This is a genomic window from Pseudomonas nicosulfuronedens (genome assembly GCF_005877905.1).
Lineage (GTDB): Bacteria > Pseudomonadota > Gammaproteobacteria > Pseudomonadales > Pseudomonadaceae > Pseudomonas > Pseudomonas nicosulfuronedens.
Genome location: NZ_SWDV01000040.1, coordinates 20,409 through 36,582 on the forward strand (window position 1 = coordinate 20,409; position 16,174 = coordinate 36,582).

Sequence of the window (16,174 nt, forward strand, 5' to 3'; positions counted from 1 at the left end):
CTCCTTGTTGCCTGTTGTTTTTGTTCTGTCCGGCGGGTCGGGCGTCCGCCGTGGCGGACTCAGCCGCCGGTCATGCTCATGAAGCGCAGCACCTGCACCTGCTGATCGGCTTCGAAATGATGGCGTTCGGGCTTGAGCTGCAACGCCTGCATCAGTGCTTCGCGCAGGCGCAGGCTGTCGCCGGGGTGCTCGCGCAGCAGTTGGCGCAGGTCTAGCGCACCTTCGTGACCAAGACAGAGCACCAGCTTGCCTTCGGCGGTCACCCGCACCCGGTTGCAGTCGCCGCAGAAGTTGTGGCTGTGCGGGGAGATGAAGCCAATACGACTGGCGTAGCCGTCGATGCGGTAGTAGCGCGACGGACCGCCACTGCGCTCCGGCGTCGGCAGCAATTGCCAACGCTCGGCAAGCTGCGCGCGGACTTCGTCACTGCTGCACAGGGTCTGCTTGCGCTCGTGGCTGCTGACGCTGCCCAGCGGCATTTCCTCGATGAAGCTGATATCGATGCCCTTCTCCAGGGCGAAGGCCACCAGGTCGCAGACTTCGTCGTCGTTGCGCCCCTTCTGCACCACGGCATTGAGCTTGATGCGCTCGAAGCCGGCCTCGCGGGCAGCGTCGATGCCGTCGAGCACCTGCTCCAGCTTGTCGGAACGGGTGAAGGCGGCAAAGCGTTCGCGGCGCAGCGAATCAAGGCTGATATTCAGGCGGCGCACGCCGGCGGAGCGCAGCTCGGCCGCACGCTCGCGCAATTGCGAGCCGTTGGTGGTGATGGAGAGATCGTCCAGCTCAGGACGTGCGCCCAGTCTTGCCAGCAGGCCGGTCAGCCCCTTGCGTACCAGCGGCTCGCCGCCAGTGATACGAATGCGCTTCACACCCAGGCCGATGAAGGCGTCGGCGACAGCTTCGAGTTCTTCCAGGCTCAACACCTGGTCGCGCGGCAGGAACTGCATGTCTTCGCTCATGCAGTACGTGCAGCGGAAATCGCAGCGGTCGGTGACCGACAGGCGCAGGTAGGTGATGCGTCGACCGAAGGGGTCGACCAACTGGGAATCGGACATGGGCAGTGGGAAGTTCCGGATGGCAGGTGCCGAACGAAAGTGCGCTAGAAATACCTCAGAACGCCGTCGCTGTACACACAAAACCGACTCGCGAGTCAGGAAAATGCGTACAAGCCTTGAGTTGAGGGCTTCCGGAGCCCGGTGCTACCATGCCCGGCTTAGTTGGGTGACCACGCAATACAAGAAAGAAGACCAGCCAATGACCAGCATTCGCGAGCGTAACCGGCGCCTCATCCTCCGAGCAGCCAGCGAGGAATTCGCCGAGAAGGGTTTCGCGGCGACCAAGACCAGCGACATCGCCGCTCGCGCCGGGCTGCCCAAGCCCAACGTCTACTACTACTTCCAGTCCAAGGAAAATCTCTACCGCTGCGTGCTGGAAAGTGTGGTGGAGCCGCTGCTGCAGGCGTCCGCGCCGTTCCGCGAAGACGATGAGCCGAGCGAGGCGCTGCGCGCCTATATCCGTTCCAAGGTGAAGATTTCCCAGGAGCTGCCGCACGCGTCCAAGGTGTTCGCCAGCGAGCTGATGCACGGTGCGCCGCACCTGCCCAAGGAATACCTGGACGAACTGAACGCCCAGGCGCAGCGCAACATCGCCTGCCTGCAGAGCTGGATCGATCGCGGCCTGCTGGCGCCGGTGGACCCGCATCACCTGCTGTTCACCATCTGGGCGGCGACCCAGACCTACGCCGACTTCGACTGGCAGATCTCCATGGTCACCGGCAAGACCAGCCTGAGCGACGCGGACTTCGAAGCCGCCACCGATACCATTACCCGCCTGGTGCTGCGTGGTACCGCGCCGGACAATGGCGGCGAGCCCAAGCCGCAGGGGCGTTTGCGGCCGTTGTCGATCTAACGGTTTTCGACCGCTGCCGCATGGGTATCGCTTCGCTCCACCCATCCTACTGGTGCCGCGGAAACGCGTAGGAGTGACGCGCGGTGATCTGCGCGCCCTTCCCTTCCTGACTCAGCCCGCGTCAGCGACCAGGCCCAGCGCCTGCACGCCACGGATCGCGCATTGCTCGTCGATGTCCGAGGCGTCGCCGCTGATGCCGATGGCGCCTATCACTTCATTGGCCGAATTGCGGATCAGCACGCCGCCCGGTGCGGGCACCACGTTGCCCTGCGCCAGGGTGTTCACCGCGGCAATGAACGACGGGCGCTGCTGAGCGTCCGCCGCCAGTACGCGCGACGACTTGCCCAGCGCCACCGCGCCCCACGCCTTGCCGATAGCGATCTGCGGACGAAGCATGCTCGCGCCATCCTCGCGCTGCAGGCTCAACAGGTGTCCGCCGGCATCCAGCACGGCAATGGTCAGCGGGGCGGTGGACAGCTCGCGACTGGCGACCAGGGCGTGGCGGGTGATGTCCAGTGCAGTTTCCAGGCTCAGGGTGCTCATGGGGTTTTCCTCTTCAAGTTGATAAGACCGATCAAGGTGGATAAGCCGGGGCAACGTCGCGCGCAGAAATCAAAGCTGCGCACACGCGTATCAGAAATTTGTACGCAATCTAGTAGCCGCAGGTCTCACCCAAAGCAACTGAAAAGGACAATTCACATCTATTTTTGTATACATTTTTTCAAACGATAGTTTGACCTTGCGTTCAGGTTTTCGCCGAAAGCCTCGCAATAGAAGGCTTACAGGAAAAAATGACCGCTCAGTCCCTCGTATACAACCCGTCTTGACCTTCGTCGAATTGCCTGCCTAGAATCGCCTCAACTTTTGTACACAATCAGTATAAGAACCGAGGAACAAAATATGGCCAGAATGAGAGCAATCGAGGCTGCCGTACTCGTCATGCGTCGCGAAGGCGTGGATACCGCCTTCGGCGTACCGGGCGCCGCCATCAACCCCATGTATGCGGCCATGAAGAAACTCGGTGGCATCGATCACGTCCTGGCCCGCCACGTGGAAGGCGCCTCGCACATGGCCGAGGGCTACACCCGCACCAACGCCGGCAACATCGGCGTGTGCATCGGCACCTCCGGCCCGGCCGGCACCGACATGGTCACCGGCCTGTACTCGGCCTCCGCCGACTCCATCCCGATCCTCTGCATCACCGGCCAGGCTCCCCGTGCGCGCATGCACAAGGAAGACTTCCAGGCCGTGGATATCACCAGCATCGTCAAGCCGGTCACCAAGTGGGCGACCACCGTGCTGGAGCCGGGCCAGGTGCCCTACGCCTTCCAGAAAGCCTTCTTCGAAATGCGCAGCGGCCGTCCCGGCCCGGTGCTGATCGACCTGCCATTCGACGTGCAGATGGCCGAGATCGAATTCGATATCGACGCCTACGAGCCGCTGCCGGTGAACAAGCCCAAGGCCAGCCGCGCCCAGGCCGAGAAAGCCCTGGCCCTGCTCAACGACGCCGAACGTCCGCTGATCTGCGCTGGCGGCGGCATCATCAACGCCGACGCTTCCGACAAGCTGGTGGAATTCGCCGAGCTGACCGGCGTGCCGGTGGTCCCGACCCTGATGGGCTGGGGCACCATCCCTGACGATCACCCGCTGATGGCCGGCATGTGCGGCCTGCAGACCTCGCACCGCTACGGCAACGCCACCGTCCTGGAATCGGACATGGTGTTCGGCATCGGCAACCGCTGGGCCAACCGCCACACCGGCTCGGTCGACGTCTACACCGCGGGCCGCAAGTTCGTTCACGTGGACATCGAACCGACTCAGATCGGCCGCGTGTTCACCCCGGACCTGGGCATCGTTTCCGACGCTGGCTCCGCCCTGGACGTGTTCCTGGAAGTGGCCCGCGAATGGAAAGCCGCCGGCAAGCTGAAAGACCGCAGCGCCTGGGTCGAATCCTGCCGCGAGCGCAAGCGCACCCTGCAGCGCAAGACCCACTTCGACAACGTGCCGGTCAAGCCGCAGCGCGTTTACGAAGAGATGAACGAATTCTTCGGCAAGGACACCTGCTACGTCAGCACCATCGGCCTGTCGCAGATCGCCGGCGCGCAGTTCCTGCACGTCTACAAACCGCGCCACTGGATCAACTGCGGCCAGGCCGGCCCGCTGGGCTGGACCATTCCGGCAGCCCTGGGCGTGGTCAAGGCCGACCCGAGCCGTCAGGTTGTCGCGCTCTCCGGTGACTACGACTTCCAGTTCATGATCGAAGAGCTGGCCGCCGGCGCGCAGTTCAACCTGCCGTACATCCACGTGCTGGTGAACAACTCCTACCTGGGCCTGATCCGCCAGGCGCAGCGCGGTTTCGACATCGACTACTGCGTGCAGCTGGCGTTCGAGAACGTCAACGCGCCGGAGCTCAATGGTTATGGCGTCGACCACGTCGCCGTGGTGGAAGGCCTGGGTTGCAAGGCGATCCGCGTGACCGACCCGAACCAGATCGGCGCGGCCTTCGCCCAGGCTCGCGAGCTGATGCAGCAGCACCGTGTACCGGTGGTGGTCGAAGTCATCCTGGAGCGTGTCACCAACATCTCCATGGGTACCGAGATCAACGCGATCAACGAGTTCGAAGAGCTGGCGCTCAAGGGCGTCGACGCTCCCACCGCCATCTCGCTGCTGGACTGACAGGACCGAACGACTCCTCCCTGCGGGGAGGAGCTGGGGGTGGACATTTCCTGGCGGGGAGTCCCCCACCCCCTGCTCTCTTTCTTGAAGAAGCCGAGCACCACGCACCACCCGTTCAACAGGAGTGACCCCATGCCCCGTTTCTGCGCCAACCTGTCCATGCTGTTCACCGAGGTGGACTTCCTCGACCGTTTCGAAGCCGCCGCGCGCGCCGGTTTCAGCGGTGTCGAGTACCTCTTTCCGTATGACGTCGAGGCCGAGGTGATCAAGGCCCGCCTGGACGCAAACCAGCTCGAACAAGTGCTGTTCAACCTGCCCGCCGGCGACTGGTCGAAAGGCGAGCGCGGCATCGCCTGCCACCCGGACCGCGTCGAGGAATTCCGCGCCGGTGTCGATAAGGCCATCGCCTACGCCAAGGTCCTGGGCAACACCCAGGTCAACTGCCTGGCCGGCATCCGTCCGCAGGGTTACGACTGCGCGACCATCGAGAACACCTTCCTGAACAACCTGGAGTTCGCGGCCGGCAAGCTCGAAGCCGCAGGCATCAAGCTGGTCATGGAAATGATCAACACGATCGACATTCCCGGCTTCTACCTGCAGACCACGAAACAGGCCCAGGACATCCGCGAGAAGGTCGGCAGCGCCAACCTGTTCCTGCAGTACGACATCTACCACATGCAGATCATGGAAGGTGACCTGGCGCGGACCCTCGAGAAGAACCTCGCCTCGATAAACCACGTGCAGCTGGCCGACAACCCCGGCCGCCACGAGCCGGGCACCGGCGAGATCAACTACCGCTTCCTGTTCGACCACCTGGACCGCATCGGCTACCGCGGCTGGGTCGGCTGCGAATACAAGCCCAAGACCACTACCGAAGCCGGCCTCGGCTGGCTGAAGAGCCACAACGTGGTGTGACCCGACTCACTTCGTAGGATGGCGTGGAGCGCAGCGATACCCATCGATCCCTGCACCATTGGGTGATGGGTATCGCAAGCTCCACCCATCCTACGGCCTGCACATCGACTCCTTGGGTACGCAGGGAGCCGAATGCCCAACAAGAACAACCAGGAGAATTCCTCATGGCCAAAATCGGATTCATCGGCACCGGCATCATGGGCCTGCCCATGGCACTGAACCTGCAGAAAGCCGGTCACCAGATCTTCGTTTCCACCCACCACGATGCCGCTCCCGCCGAGCTGGCCAACGGCGGCGCCGTCGCCCTGGCCAACCCCAAGGAAGTCGCCCAGGAAGCCGAGTTCATCATCGTGATGGTCCCGGACACCCCGCAGGTGGAAGATGTACTGTTCCGCAAGGACGGCATCGCCGAAGGCGTGGGCCCGAACAAGGTGGTGATCGACATGAGCTCGATCTCCCCCACCGCCACCAAGACCTTCGCCGAGAAGATCAAGGCCACCGGCGCGCAGTACCTGGACGCCCCGGTCTCCGGCGGTGAAGTCGGTGCCAAGGCCGCTTCCCTGAGCATCATGGTCGGCGGCTGCCCGAATACCTTCGAACGCGCCCTGCCGCTGTTCCAGGCCATGGGCAAGAACATCACCCGCGTCGGCGGCAATGGCGATGGCCAGACCGCCAAGGTGGCCAACCAGATCATCGTCGCCCTGAACATCCAGGCAGTCGCCGAAGCCCTGCTGTTCGCTGCGAAGAACGGCGCCGATCCGGCCAAGGTGCGTGAAGCGCTGATGGGCGGCTTCGCCTCCTCGCGCATTCTCGAAGTGCACGGTGATCGCATGGTCAAGGGCACCTTCGATCCGGGCTTCCGCATCAGCCTGCACCAGAAGGACCTCAACCTGGCCCTGGCCGGCGCTCGCGAACTGGGCCTGAACCTGCCCAACACCGCCAACGCCCAGCAGGTGTTCAGCACCTGCGCCGCCATCGGCGGCAGCAACTGGGACCACTCCGGCCTGATCAAGGGCCTGGAGCACATGGCCAACTTCTCCATCCGCAAGGACTGAGAAGTGCATTCGTAGGATGGGTGGAGCTTGCGATACCCATCATTCAGGGGCACCAGGATCGATGGGTATCGCTTCGCTCCACACCATCCTACGAAGAGCAGGTTGTACGGCGGATAAGCCAGCAAGGGCAAAGTGATGGGCGACGTTATGGGAGTGGCGTCGCCCGCCACGCTGCAAAGCGACTCGAACACCCGGCCGGTGGGAATCACGGCCTCGCCGGCCGGGGCGTTCGAATCCATCGCTGAGTCTCCTTTTGCGAAGGCGACTGAGCCATGGATACACCACAAGAAGAATCACGGGAGCCTGTCATGAGCCTCGACCCACGCGCCTTCCTGCGCGAGCTGTTCGACACCGCCATTGCCGCCGCGCATCCGGCCCAGGTACTGGCGCAGCACCTGCCCACCGATAAGGGCGGCCGCACCATCGTCATCGGCGCCGGCAAGGCTGCCGGCGCCATGGCCGAAGTCGCCGAGAAGCACTGGAAAGGTGAGGTCCAGGGTCTGGTGGTCGCGCCTTATGGCTACGGAGCCGAGTGCCGCAGCATCGAAGTGGTGGAAGCCTCGCACCCGGTGCCGGACGATGCCGGTGAACGCGTCGCGCGCCGCGTGCTGGAGCTGATCAGCGGCCTCAGCGAGAACGACCGGGTGATCTTCCTGCTCTCCGGTGGCGGCTCTGCCCTGCTCGCCCTGCCGGCCGAAGGCATCAGCCTCGACGACAAGCGCAGCGTGAACAAGGCACTGCTGAAATCCGGCGCCGCCATCAGCGAAATGAACTGCGTGCGCAAGCACCTCTCCGCCATCAAGGGCGGCCGCCTGGCCCGCGCCTGCTGGCCGGCCAGCGTCTACACCTATGCGATTTCCGACGTGCCCGGCGACGAGGCCACGGTGATCGCTTCCGGCCCCACCGTGGGCGACCCGACCACCTCGGCCGACGCCCTGGCGATCCTCAAGCGCTACGCCATCGACATCCCGGCGAACGTCCGCGCCTGGCTGGAAGACCCGCGCTCGGAGACCGTCAAACCCGGTGACGAGTGCCTGTCGCGCAGCCACTTCAAGCTGATCGCCACGCCCCAGCACTCCATCGACGCGGTGGCTGCCAAGGCTGAAGCCGCCGGCATCCCGACACTGATCCTGGGCGACCTGGAAGGCGAGTCCCGCGAGGTGGCCAAGGTCCACGCCGGCATCGCCCGGCAGATCCGCAAGCATGGCCAGCCGATGAAAGCACCGTGCCTGATCCTCTCCGGTGGCGAGACCACCGTGACCGTGCGCGGCAATGGCCGTGGCGGACGCAACGCCGAGTTTCTCCTCAGCCTCACCGCCGACCTGAAAGGTGAACCGAACATCTGGGCCCTGGCGGGGGACACCGACGGCATCGACGGCATGGAAAGCAACGCCGGTGCCCTGATGAGTCCGTGCAGCTACAACCGCGCCCTCAAGGCCGGCCTGAACCCGCTGCACGAGCTCGACAACAACAACGGCTACGGCTTCTTCGCCGAACTGGGCGACCTGGTCATCACCAAGCCGACCCGAACCAACGTCAACGACTTCCGCGCCATCCTGGTCCTCGAGAACGACAAATGACTCCTGACAAGAAAGTAAAAATCCTCGCGACCCTGGGCCCGGCGATCAAAAGCCGCGACGACATCCGCGCGCTGGTGGAAGCCGGCGCCAACCTGTTCCGCCTGAACTTCAGCCACGGCGAATACAGCGACCACGCCCAGCGTTTCGCCTGGGTGCGGGAAGTGGAAGCCGAGCTGAACTACCCCATCGGCATCCTCATGGACCTGCAAGGGCCGAAGCTGCGCGTGGGTCGTTTCTCCGAAGGTGCGGTGCAGTTGGAGAAGGGCCAGACCTTCACCCTCGACCTCAACGACGCACCGGGCGACCAGCAGCGTGTCATGCTGCCCCACCCGGAAATCATCCAGGCGCTGGAGCCGGGCATGAGCCTGCTGCTGGACGACGGCAAGATCCGCCTGCAGGTGCTCAATGCCCACAGCGACGCCATCGAGACCCGCGTGATGAACAGCGGCGAGCTGTCCGATCGCAAGGGTGTCAACGTTCCCGAAGCCGTGCTCAAGCTCAGCCCGCTGACCGCCAAGGATCGCCGTGACCTGGAATTCGGCCTGGAGCTGGGCGTGGACTGGGTCGCCCTGTCCTTCGTGCAGCGCCCCGAAGACATCGAGGAAGCCCGCGCACTGATCGGCGACAAGGCGTTCCTCATGGCCAAGATCGAGAAGCCCTCGGCGGTGCAGTCCATCGAAGCCATCGCCCGCCTCTCCGACGCGATCATGGTCGCCCGTGGCGACCTCGGCGTGGAGATGCCGGCCGAGAGTGTGCCGGGCATCCAGAAGCGCATCATCCAGGTCTGCCGCCAGCTTGGACGCCCGGTGGTGGTGGCGACGCAGATGCTCGAATCCATGCGTTTCTCCCCGGCGCCAACCCGCGCCGAGGTGACCGACGTGGCCAACGCCGTCAGCGAAGGCGCCGACTGCGTGATGCTCAGCGCCGAGAGCGCCTCGGGCCAGTATCCGCGCGAGGCAGTGGAGATGATGGCGAAGATCATCCGCCAGGTCGAAGCCGAGCCGGACTACCAGGCAACGCTGGAAATCAACCGTCCGGAACCGGACGCCACCGTCTCCGACGCCATCAGCTGCGCGATCCGCCGGATCAGTCGCATCCTGCCAGTGGCGGTGCTGGTGAACTACACCGAGTCCGGCGCCTCGACCCTGCGCGCCTCCCGCGAACGGCCCAAGGCACCGATCCTCAGCCTCACCCCGCAACTGAAATCCGCCCGCCGCCTGACCGTGGCCTGGGGCGTCCATTCGGTGGTCAACGCGCAGCTCGCCCATGTCGACGAGATCTGCTCCACCGCCCTGGACATCGCCCTGGCCCAGCGCATGGCACGCCGTGGCGACACCGTGGTGATCACCGCCGGCGTGCCCTTCGGCCAGCCGGGCAGCACCAACATGCTGCGGATCGAGACGGTGGCGCCGGCACTGGAAGTTTGATTCAAGCCTGAGAGTCCCTCTCCCGAACCCTCTCCCGCAAGCGGGAGAGGGAGCTTGAGCGGCAGCAAGCGAACGCCGGAGTTACCGGCAACGCCGAGCGGCCCCCCTCGCCCTTCAGGGAGAGGGCTGGGGAGAGGGAAAGCGGGCTGACAGGAGAAACACCGAGTTCAGGAGCCACGCCATACCGCGTGCCTCCGCACCGAGTCACTCCCGGACGGACGGGGCCGGGAATACGGGGCCGCGTCCCCGTCCGTCCGGGTTTGACCTTGCTACTGAGTGCTTCAGCAGCAGAAACATGAGCACCGAATGCTTGTCGGTCCATGGCCCCCACGCAGCAACTCCCAATGCTGGCCATGGAACTTTGAGGTTGTTGGCGGTGATCCCGCCGACAACCTCTTTTCTTTTTCCAGACCCGTGGCGCCGTCCCGTATCGCGACGTCACACCGTTCTCACGCAGCGCCCGTCGATGGGGCCTCGATGCCCCACACCCAACGAGGCGCTGCGGAGTCACTTTCAACTGCCCAGAACCACCATGCCCCTGACTTCGATCCTGAATAAGCAGTTCCTCTCGACCCGGCTGATCGGCTTCGGCCAGATCTACCTGCAGGCCGACGCCCGCTTCGGCCTGATCCTGCTGCTGACCATCGCCTGGGCCGCGCCGCCATTGCTGCCCGGCGCTCTGCTCGGGGCGCTGCTCGGCCCGCTCACCGCACGCTTCGTGCGCGAACCGCAGGCGGACATCGACGCCGGCCTGCACGACTACAACCCGATCCTCATCGGTCTGCTGCTGCCCTTCCTGTTCCAGTGGTCGCTGGGACTGGTGATGCTGACCATCGCCGCGATACTCACCGGCGTCGCCGTGCAGGCGGTGCTGCTGCGCCAATCGCGCCGACGCTTCGGCCTGCCAGCCTATACCTCGGCCTTCGTGCTGCTGGGCTGGGTGTCCAGCGCGCTGGGCAAGGCCATCGGCCTGGTGCCGGCGGCCGGCGCCGCCTGTCTGTCGTGTGGCGCAGTGAACCCGCTGCTGGACTCCTCCGCACTGGGCTTCGGCGAAGTGATCTTCCTCGGCGAACCACTGGCCGGCCTGACCATCGCCCTCGGCCTGCTGCTGGTGGAGCGCCGCGCGGCCTTCTGGGCCCTGGCCGGCACCGTCGGCGCACTGGCCCTGGCGCCGCTGTTCGACCTGCCGGCCGCCTCAGCGCAGGCCGGCCTGCTCGGCCTGAACGGCGCGCTCGCCGGTATCGCCCTGTCGCTGCGCTTCCGCAGCCCGCTGGCTCCGCTGTGCGGCATCCTCCTGGCGGTGCTGCTGCAACCCGGTTTCGCCCTCGTCGGCCTGCCCGCGTTCACCGCACCCTTCATCCTCGCCTGCTGGCTGGTGATTCTTGGCCAGCGCACGCTGGAAGCGCTATTGCGCGATCCGCAAAGGGAAAACAGCGGCCCGCGTGTATAGTCGAGGGCCTTCTTCCGGCGACGGATCGCACCGATGAACTTCGTGAAATACCAGGCTCTGGGCAACGACTACCTCGTCTATGCCGGCGACGCGCCGTTCGCCCTGACCGCTACCCAGATCGGACGCATCTGCGACCGCCACCACGGTATCGGCTCTGACGGCATCCTGGTGGCGAACCACACGGATGCCGCCTTCGGCCTGCGCATCCTCAACCCCGACGGCTCCGAGGCGGAGAAGAGCGGCAACGGCCTGCGCATCTTCTCCCGCTACCTGTGGGACTGCGGCCTGGTCGCAGGGCAGCCTTTCGACATCGTCACCGCCGGCGGCACCGTGACCAGCCAGGTATTCGACGACGGCCGTACCGTGGAGGTGTCCATGGGCAATGCCGAGTTCGCCTGTGCGCGGATTCCGGTGCTGATCGATGCGCCTGAAGCTTTGGACTACCCATTGGAAATCGACGGCGTGGCGCTGAGGATCAACCCCGTCTCCATGGGCAACCCGCATTGCGTAGTGTTCGTCGAACAGACCAGCCGCGAGCTGGCCTGCCGCCTCGGCCCGCTGCTGGAAAACCATCCATTGTTTCCCCGCCGTACCAACGTGCAGTTCGTCCAGTGGCTGTCCCGCGACGCGCTGCGCGTGGAAATCTGGGAGCGCGGCGCCGGTTATACGCTGTCCTCCGGAACCAGCAGCTGCGCGGCGGCCTCTGTGGCACGCAGGCTTGGCCTGTGCGACGAACGCATCGACCTGCATCTGGCAGGCGGTCTGCTGAACATCCGTGTCGAGGATGACTTCAAGGTCACCATGCGTGGCGCCGTGCAACGCGTCGCCGGCATCGACCTGGACCCGGAAGCTTTCGCCGACCTCGGCTAAGCCCCGCTATTGCCACTGCGACCGGCATGGATCAATGCCGGTGCGCTCACCCTCGCCCACACTGCGGCATAACGTCCGCCGTCTGGCTCAATCGACGGGTAACCGCGCATTTCCCGGATGCAGGCGGCATAATCCGCCCCCTTCCGCATCCGACCACGGGTGCGTCCCCTCATTCACGCAGCGAAAGATGTCATGACGCTTCCCTCCCCCACGCTTCTGCAGCGACTCAAAGGCACCAGCCTGGTCCTGCGGATCTTCATCGGCATGCTCTGCGGCATCGCCCTCGCCCTGCTCTGGCCGCAAGGCGCGCAGGCGGTCGGCCTGCTCGGCAAGCTGTTCATTTCCGCCTTGAAGGCGGTCGCTCCGGTCCTCGTGCTGGTGCTGGTGATGGCCTCCATCGCCAACCACAAGCAGGGGCAGCGAACCCATATCCGGCCGATCCTGATGCTCTACCTGATCGGCACATTCTCCGCGGCCGTGGTCGCGGTGATCGCCAGTTTCGCCTTCCCTTCCAACCTGGTACTGCACGCGCCGAGCAGCGAACTGGCGCCGCCCGGCGGCATCGGCGAGGTGCTGCGCTCGCTGCTCTTCAGCGTCACCACCAACCCGGTGAAGGCACTGCTGGAGGCCGACTTCATCGCCATCCTGGCCTGGGCCATCGGTCTGGGCATCGCCCTGCGCCACGCCCGCCAGACCACTCGCGACTTCCTCGATGACATGGCCAATGGCGTCACCCTGATCGTCCGTGTGGTGATCGCCTTCGCTCCGCTGGGCATCTTCGGTCTGGTGGCCGGCACCATCGCCGAGTCCGGCTTCGACGCCCTGATCGGCTACCTGCACCTGCTGGCCGTGCTACTGGGCTGCATGCTGTTCGTGGCGCTGGTGATCAACCCGCTGATCGTCTTCGCCAAGATCCGCCGCAATCCGTACCCGCTGGTGCTGATGTGCCTGCGCGAGAGCGGCATCACCGCCTTCTTCACCCGCAGCTCGGCGGCCAACATCCCGGTCAACCTGCAGCTGTGCCAGCGCCTGGGCCTGCACGAGGACACCTACTCGGTGTCGATCCCGCTGGGTGCCACCATCAACATGGCCGGCGCGGCGATCACCATCAGCGTGCTGACGCTGGCGGCGGTACACACCCTGGGCATCGCCGTCGACCTGCCCACCGCCATTCTGCTCAGCGTGGTCGCCTCGGTCTGCGCCTGCGGCGCCTCCGGCGTGGCCGGCGGCTCGCTGCTGCTGATCCCGCTGGCCTGCGGCCTGTTCGGTATCTCCAGCGAAGTGGCGATGCAGGTGGTGGCCGTCGGCTTCATCATCGGCATCCTGCAGGACTCGGCCGAGACCGCGCTGAACTCCTCCACCGACGTGCTGTTCACTGCCGCGGCCTGCCTGGCCGAGGGCGACGTGGACGAGCAGCAGGCGAGCGAGCGCGCCTGATCCTCGCTAGCGGGGCGGCCACGGCCGCCCCGGCGCATCTCGGCTATGGTGTCTGAATCCTTCCGCCGGATTCGCCCATGGCCGCCTCGCCCAGCTTTCGCCAGCGCCTCTACATCATCATCTTCGAGTCCGACACGCCGGCCGGGCAACGCTTCGACAGCGCGCTGCTGATTGTCATCCTCGCCAGTCTGCTGGTGGTGATCCTCGACAGCGTCGACGAGATCAACCATGCCTACGGCGGCCTGCTCAGCGACATTGAATGGGTGATCAACGGACTGTTCCTGATCGAATACCTGGCGCGCCTCTACTGCTCGCCCAAGCCCCTGCGCTACGCCCTGAGCTTTTACGGCCTGGTCGACCTGCTGGCGGTGCTGCCGGGGGTGATCGCCATCTTCTACCCCGATGCCCAGTACCTGCTGGTAGTGCGCATCGTCCGCGTGCTGCGGGTGTTCCGCGTGCTCAAGCTGCGCCAGTACCTGCGTCAGGCGGACTTCCTGCTCACCGCGCTGCGCGGCAGCCGGCAGAAGATCACTGTGTTCTTTCTCTCGGTGATGAGCCTGGTGACGGTGTTCGGCTCGCTGATGTACGTGGTCGAAGGCCCCGAACACGGCTTCACCAGCATCCCGCGCGGTATCTACTGGGCCATCGTCACGCTCACCACTGTGGGTTTTGGCGACATCACGCCGAAGACCCCGCTGGGTCAGGCCATCGCCAGCCTGGTGATGCTCACCGGCTACTCGATCATCGCCGTACCCACCGGCATCTTCAGCGCCGAACTGCACAACGCCATGCGCCAGGAGCGCACGCCAGGGCAATTGGCCAAGCCCTGTCCGGCCTGTGCCAAGGCCAGCCACGAGGCCGAAGCGGCGTTCTGCTCGCGCTGCGGTAACCCGCTGTTCCCGCGGACGGATGAATCTGTCCACCCTTGACCTGGCGACCGTTCGTCGCCCGTTGCGGCCTGCCTTCACCCACGCTCAACCCGTTGCTCCCGCCCTCTTCGTCACAAGCGGCATGGACGGACGCCATGGTGGCGTTCCGCAGTGCCGGCCGCCTTCCAGGCCGCGAGGTGAGCACATGCCCTCTCGACTCCACCCACTGATTCTCGCCATGGCCGGTGCGCTGGCCAGTCCCTCGCTGCTGGCCGCCCCCCAGGTAGCCGACAGCCGCATCAGCGCGGTGACCGTCTATACCGACCGTGCCATCGTCACCCGCACAGCCACTCTGCAACTGCCCGCCGGCCAGCACGAAATCGCCCTGGAGCAGTTGCCTCTGCGCATCGACGACAACAGCCTGCAGGCCTCGCTCAGCGCCAGCGCGGCCGCGACCCTGCTTGACGTGAGCAGCGCGCCGCAGGTTTCGCCGCCTTCCGAGGACAATCGTCTGCAACTTCTGGACACGCAGTTGCGCGACATCGAACGGCAGGAACGCGAGATCAGCGACCGTGGCAGCGTGCTGGAGAACCAGAAGCAGTTCCTCGCCGACATCCAGGCCAGCAGCACCAAGCCGGGCAAGAACCAGGCACTGCCGAGCATCGACGAACTGAAGAGCCTGCTGCAGATGAGCGAGAGCAACCTGGGCCACATCCTCGACGAGCAACGCAAGCTCGACCAGCAGAGCGAGGAACTGCAACAGCGCAAGCAGGAGCTGGAGAGCCAGCGCAGCCACCTGGCCGGGGACGGCACCCACTACAAGCGCGCGATCCTGCGCGTGGCGCTGGAGAAGCCGGCACAAGTCCAGCTGCAGCTCAGCTACACGCTGTACGACGCTTCCTGGCGCCCGGCCTATGACGCCCGCCTGCGCGACGGCGAGGACAAGATCGAGATGACCTACCAGGGCATCGTCCGTCAGAGCAGTGGCGAGGACTGGACCGACGTGGACCTCACCCTGTCCACCGCCCGCCCCAATCTGGGCAGCAACGTGCCGGCGCTCTCGCCGTGGTTCGTCGACACCTTCGACCCGCGCACGGTGATGGCTGCCAGGCCTGCCCCGGCGCCAGCCGCGCCGATGATGGCGCTGGAGGCGAAAAAGGCCCAGCGCTTCGCCGCCGACGAAATGGCCGTGGCCGGTTCGCTGGAAGAGATGCCCGTAGCCGTCGCCGAAGTCAGCGGCGCCACCACCAGCGCCTCGTTTCATATCCCGACCCACGCCACACTGAACAGCGACGGCAGCTCGCAAAAGGTCGCCATCGCCCAGTTCAAGCTGCCCGCGACCTTCCGCTACCTGGCCACACCGTCGCTGCGTGAAGCCGCCTACCTGCAGGCCGACACCCGCAATGCCAGCGACTATCCGCTGCTGCCGGGTACGCTCAACACCTACCTGGGCAACACCTTCGTCGCCAGCGGCCAATTGCGCGCGGTGATGCCAGGCGAAACCTTCGAGCTGGCCCTGGGCGGCGACGAAGCGATGTCGATCAAGCGCAAGCTGGTCAACCGCTACACCGACTACACCGGTCTGACCGGCGGCCGCAAACGCATCACGTATGAGTTCCGCATCGACGCCCAGAACAACCACAAGACCGAGCAGCGTCTGCAGTTCAAGGACCAGTTGCCGATCTCGCGCAATGAGCAGATCAAGGTCGCCCTGCTGGAGCCCGAAGACCAGTCCTTCGCTCGCGAGGACGACGGCAAGCTGCTGTGGGACTGGCAGCTGAAACCGGGCGAGAAACGCAGCACGACCTTCAAGTTCAGCGTCGAGTATCCCAAGGAGCTGGAGGTCAGCGGGCTGGACTGAGGCCGCAGGGGCAGTCATTGCCCGGCAAGCCTGCTAGGCTGCCGGGCAATCGGCCATTTCGCGGGCGCATGGAGCCCGGCGACAGGATCGAAAGCCGGGTGCGGGAGAGGATCGCGAGGGGATTGC

The 16,174-nt window shown here is 65.3% G+C and carries 13 protein-coding genes; 11 read left to right on the forward strand and 2 right to left on the reverse strand.

The genetic code is table 11. The features are described from left to right. Positions 1-59: 59 nt before the first annotated feature. Positions 60-1,055 carry a GTP 3',8-cyclase MoaA gene (moaA, locus tag FAS41_RS25040; protein ID WP_138526050.1) on the reverse strand — a complete coding sequence of 332 codons (996 nt, stop codon included), beginning with the start codon at positions 1,053-1,055 and terminating at the stop codon, positions 60-62. Between the two features lie 199 nt (positions 1,056-1,254). On the opposite strand from moaA, the gene FAS41_RS25045 reads away from it, so the two are divergent. Then, positions 1,255-1,908 (forward strand): TetR/AcrR family transcriptional regulator, encoded by a 654-nt coding sequence (locus FAS41_RS25045; RefSeq protein WP_138526051.1) that lies wholly within the window; start codon positions 1,255-1,257, stop codon positions 1,906-1,908. A gap of 111 nt (positions 1,909-2,019) precedes the next feature. Here FAS41_RS25045 and FAS41_RS25050 read toward each other — a convergent pair whose 3' ends face one another. Further along, on the reverse strand, positions 2,020-2,451 hold the full coding sequence (locus FAS41_RS25050) for a GlcG/HbpS family heme-binding protein (RefSeq protein ID WP_138526052.1): 432 nt from the start codon (positions 2,449-2,451) through the stop codon (positions 2,020-2,022). 357 nt (positions 2,452-2,808) lie between these two features. Here FAS41_RS25050 and gcl point away from each other — a divergent pair, with 357 nt between their 5' ends. The 10 genes from gcl to FAS41_RS25100 all read left to right on the forward strand — a co-directional run bounded on the left by gcl (position 2,809) and on the right by FAS41_RS25100 (position 16,048). After that, entirely contained in the window at positions 2,809-4,584 is a 1,776-nt protein-coding gene (gene gcl, locus FAS41_RS25055) for a glyoxylate carboligase (RefSeq protein WP_138526053.1), read from the forward strand. A gap of 132 nt (positions 4,585-4,716) precedes the next feature. Continuing rightward, complete coding sequence (hyi, locus tag FAS41_RS25060) at positions 4,717-5,499, forward strand: hydroxypyruvate isomerase (protein WP_138526054.1); 783 nt, start codon at positions 4,717-4,719, stop codon at positions 5,497-5,499. A gap of 164 nt (positions 5,500-5,663) precedes the next feature. Next, on the forward strand, positions 5,664-6,554 hold the full coding sequence (locus FAS41_RS25065) for a 2-hydroxy-3-oxopropionate reductase (protein WP_138526055.1): 891 nt from the start codon (positions 5,664-5,666) through the stop codon (positions 6,552-6,554). 308 nt (positions 6,555-6,862) lie between these two features. Then, positions 6,863-8,134 carry a glycerate kinase type-2 family protein gene (locus FAS41_RS25070; RefSeq protein WP_138526056.1) on the forward strand — a complete coding sequence of 424 codons (1,272 nt, stop codon included), beginning with the start codon at positions 6,863-6,865 and terminating at the stop codon, positions 8,132-8,134. Continuing rightward, positions 8,131-9,561, forward strand: coding sequence for a pyruvate kinase (pyk, locus tag FAS41_RS25075; protein ID WP_138526057.1), 1,431 nt, complete (start codon positions 8,131-8,133; stop codon positions 9,559-9,561). The genes FAS41_RS25070 and pyk overlap by 4 nt, the downstream gene beginning before the upstream one ends. Before the next feature lie 532 nt (positions 9,562-10,093). Continuing rightward, positions 10,094-11,011: an urea transporter gene (locus FAS41_RS25080; RefSeq protein ID WP_138526058.1), complete on the forward strand. Its 918-nt coding sequence runs from the start codon at positions 10,094-10,096 to the stop codon at positions 11,009-11,011. Positions 11,012-11,044: 33 nt separating this feature from the next. Further along, entirely contained in the window at positions 11,045-11,881 is an 837-nt protein-coding gene (gene dapF / locus FAS41_RS25085) for a diaminopimelate epimerase (RefSeq protein WP_138526059.1), read from the forward strand. Between the two features lie 192 nt (positions 11,882-12,073). Further along, positions 12,074-13,318: a serine/threonine transporter SstT gene (gene sstT, locus FAS41_RS25090; RefSeq protein WP_138526060.1), complete on the forward strand. Its 1,245-nt coding sequence runs from the start codon at positions 12,074-12,076 to the stop codon at positions 13,316-13,318. A gap of 77 nt (positions 13,319-13,395) precedes the next feature. Then, positions 13,396-14,247: an ion transporter gene (locus tag FAS41_RS25095; RefSeq protein WP_138526061.1), complete on the forward strand. Its 852-nt coding sequence runs from the start codon at positions 13,396-13,398 to the stop codon at positions 14,245-14,247. Positions 14,248-14,392: 145 nt separating this feature from the next. Then, a complete protein-coding gene (locus FAS41_RS25100; protein WP_246084935.1) occupies positions 14,393-16,048 on the forward strand; it encodes a mucoidy inhibitor MuiA family protein in 1,656 nt (551 codons plus the stop codon). Positions 16,049-16,174: the final 126 nt, after the last annotated feature.

Excerpts from the sequence above, each read along its gene's own strand:
- moaA (WP_138526050.1), bottom strand. The coding sequence starts at position 1,055 with ATGTCCGATTCCCAGTTGGTCGACCCCTTCGGTCGACGCATCACCTAC.
- FAS41_RS25045 (WP_138526051.1), top strand. The coding sequence starts at position 1,255 with ATGACCAGCATTCGCGAGCGTAACCGGCGCCTCATCCTCCGAGCAGCC.
- FAS41_RS25050 (WP_138526052.1), bottom strand. The coding sequence starts at position 2,451 with ATGAGCACCCTGAGCCTGGAAACTGCACTGGACATCACCCGCCACGCC.
- gcl (WP_138526053.1), top strand. The coding sequence starts at position 2,809 with ATGGCCAGAATGAGAGCAATCGAGGCTGCCGTACTCGTCATGCGTCGC.
- hyi (WP_138526054.1), top strand. The coding sequence starts at position 4,717 with ATGCCCCGTTTCTGCGCCAACCTGTCCATGCTGTTCACCGAGGTGGAC.
- FAS41_RS25065 (WP_138526055.1), top strand. The coding sequence starts at position 5,664 with ATGGCCAAAATCGGATTCATCGGCACCGGCATCATGGGCCTGCCCATG.
- FAS41_RS25070 (WP_138526056.1), top strand. The coding sequence starts at position 6,863 with ATGAGCCTCGACCCACGCGCCTTCCTGCGCGAGCTGTTCGACACCGCC.
- pyk (WP_138526057.1), top strand. The coding sequence starts at position 8,131 with ATGACTCCTGACAAGAAAGTAAAAATCCTCGCGACCCTGGGCCCGGCG.
- FAS41_RS25080 (WP_138526058.1), top strand. The coding sequence starts at position 10,094 with ATGCCCCTGACTTCGATCCTGAATAAGCAGTTCCTCTCGACCCGGCTG.
- dapF (WP_138526059.1), top strand. The coding sequence starts at position 11,045 with ATGAACTTCGTGAAATACCAGGCTCTGGGCAACGACTACCTCGTCTAT.
- sstT (WP_138526060.1), top strand. The coding sequence starts at position 12,074 with ATGACGCTTCCCTCCCCCACGCTTCTGCAGCGACTCAAAGGCACCAGC.
- FAS41_RS25095 (WP_138526061.1), top strand. The coding sequence starts at position 13,396 with ATGGCCGCCTCGCCCAGCTTTCGCCAGCGCCTCTACATCATCATCTTC.
- FAS41_RS25100 (WP_246084935.1), top strand. The coding sequence starts at position 14,393 with ATGCCCTCTCGACTCCACCCACTGATTCTCGCCATGGCCGGTGCGCTG.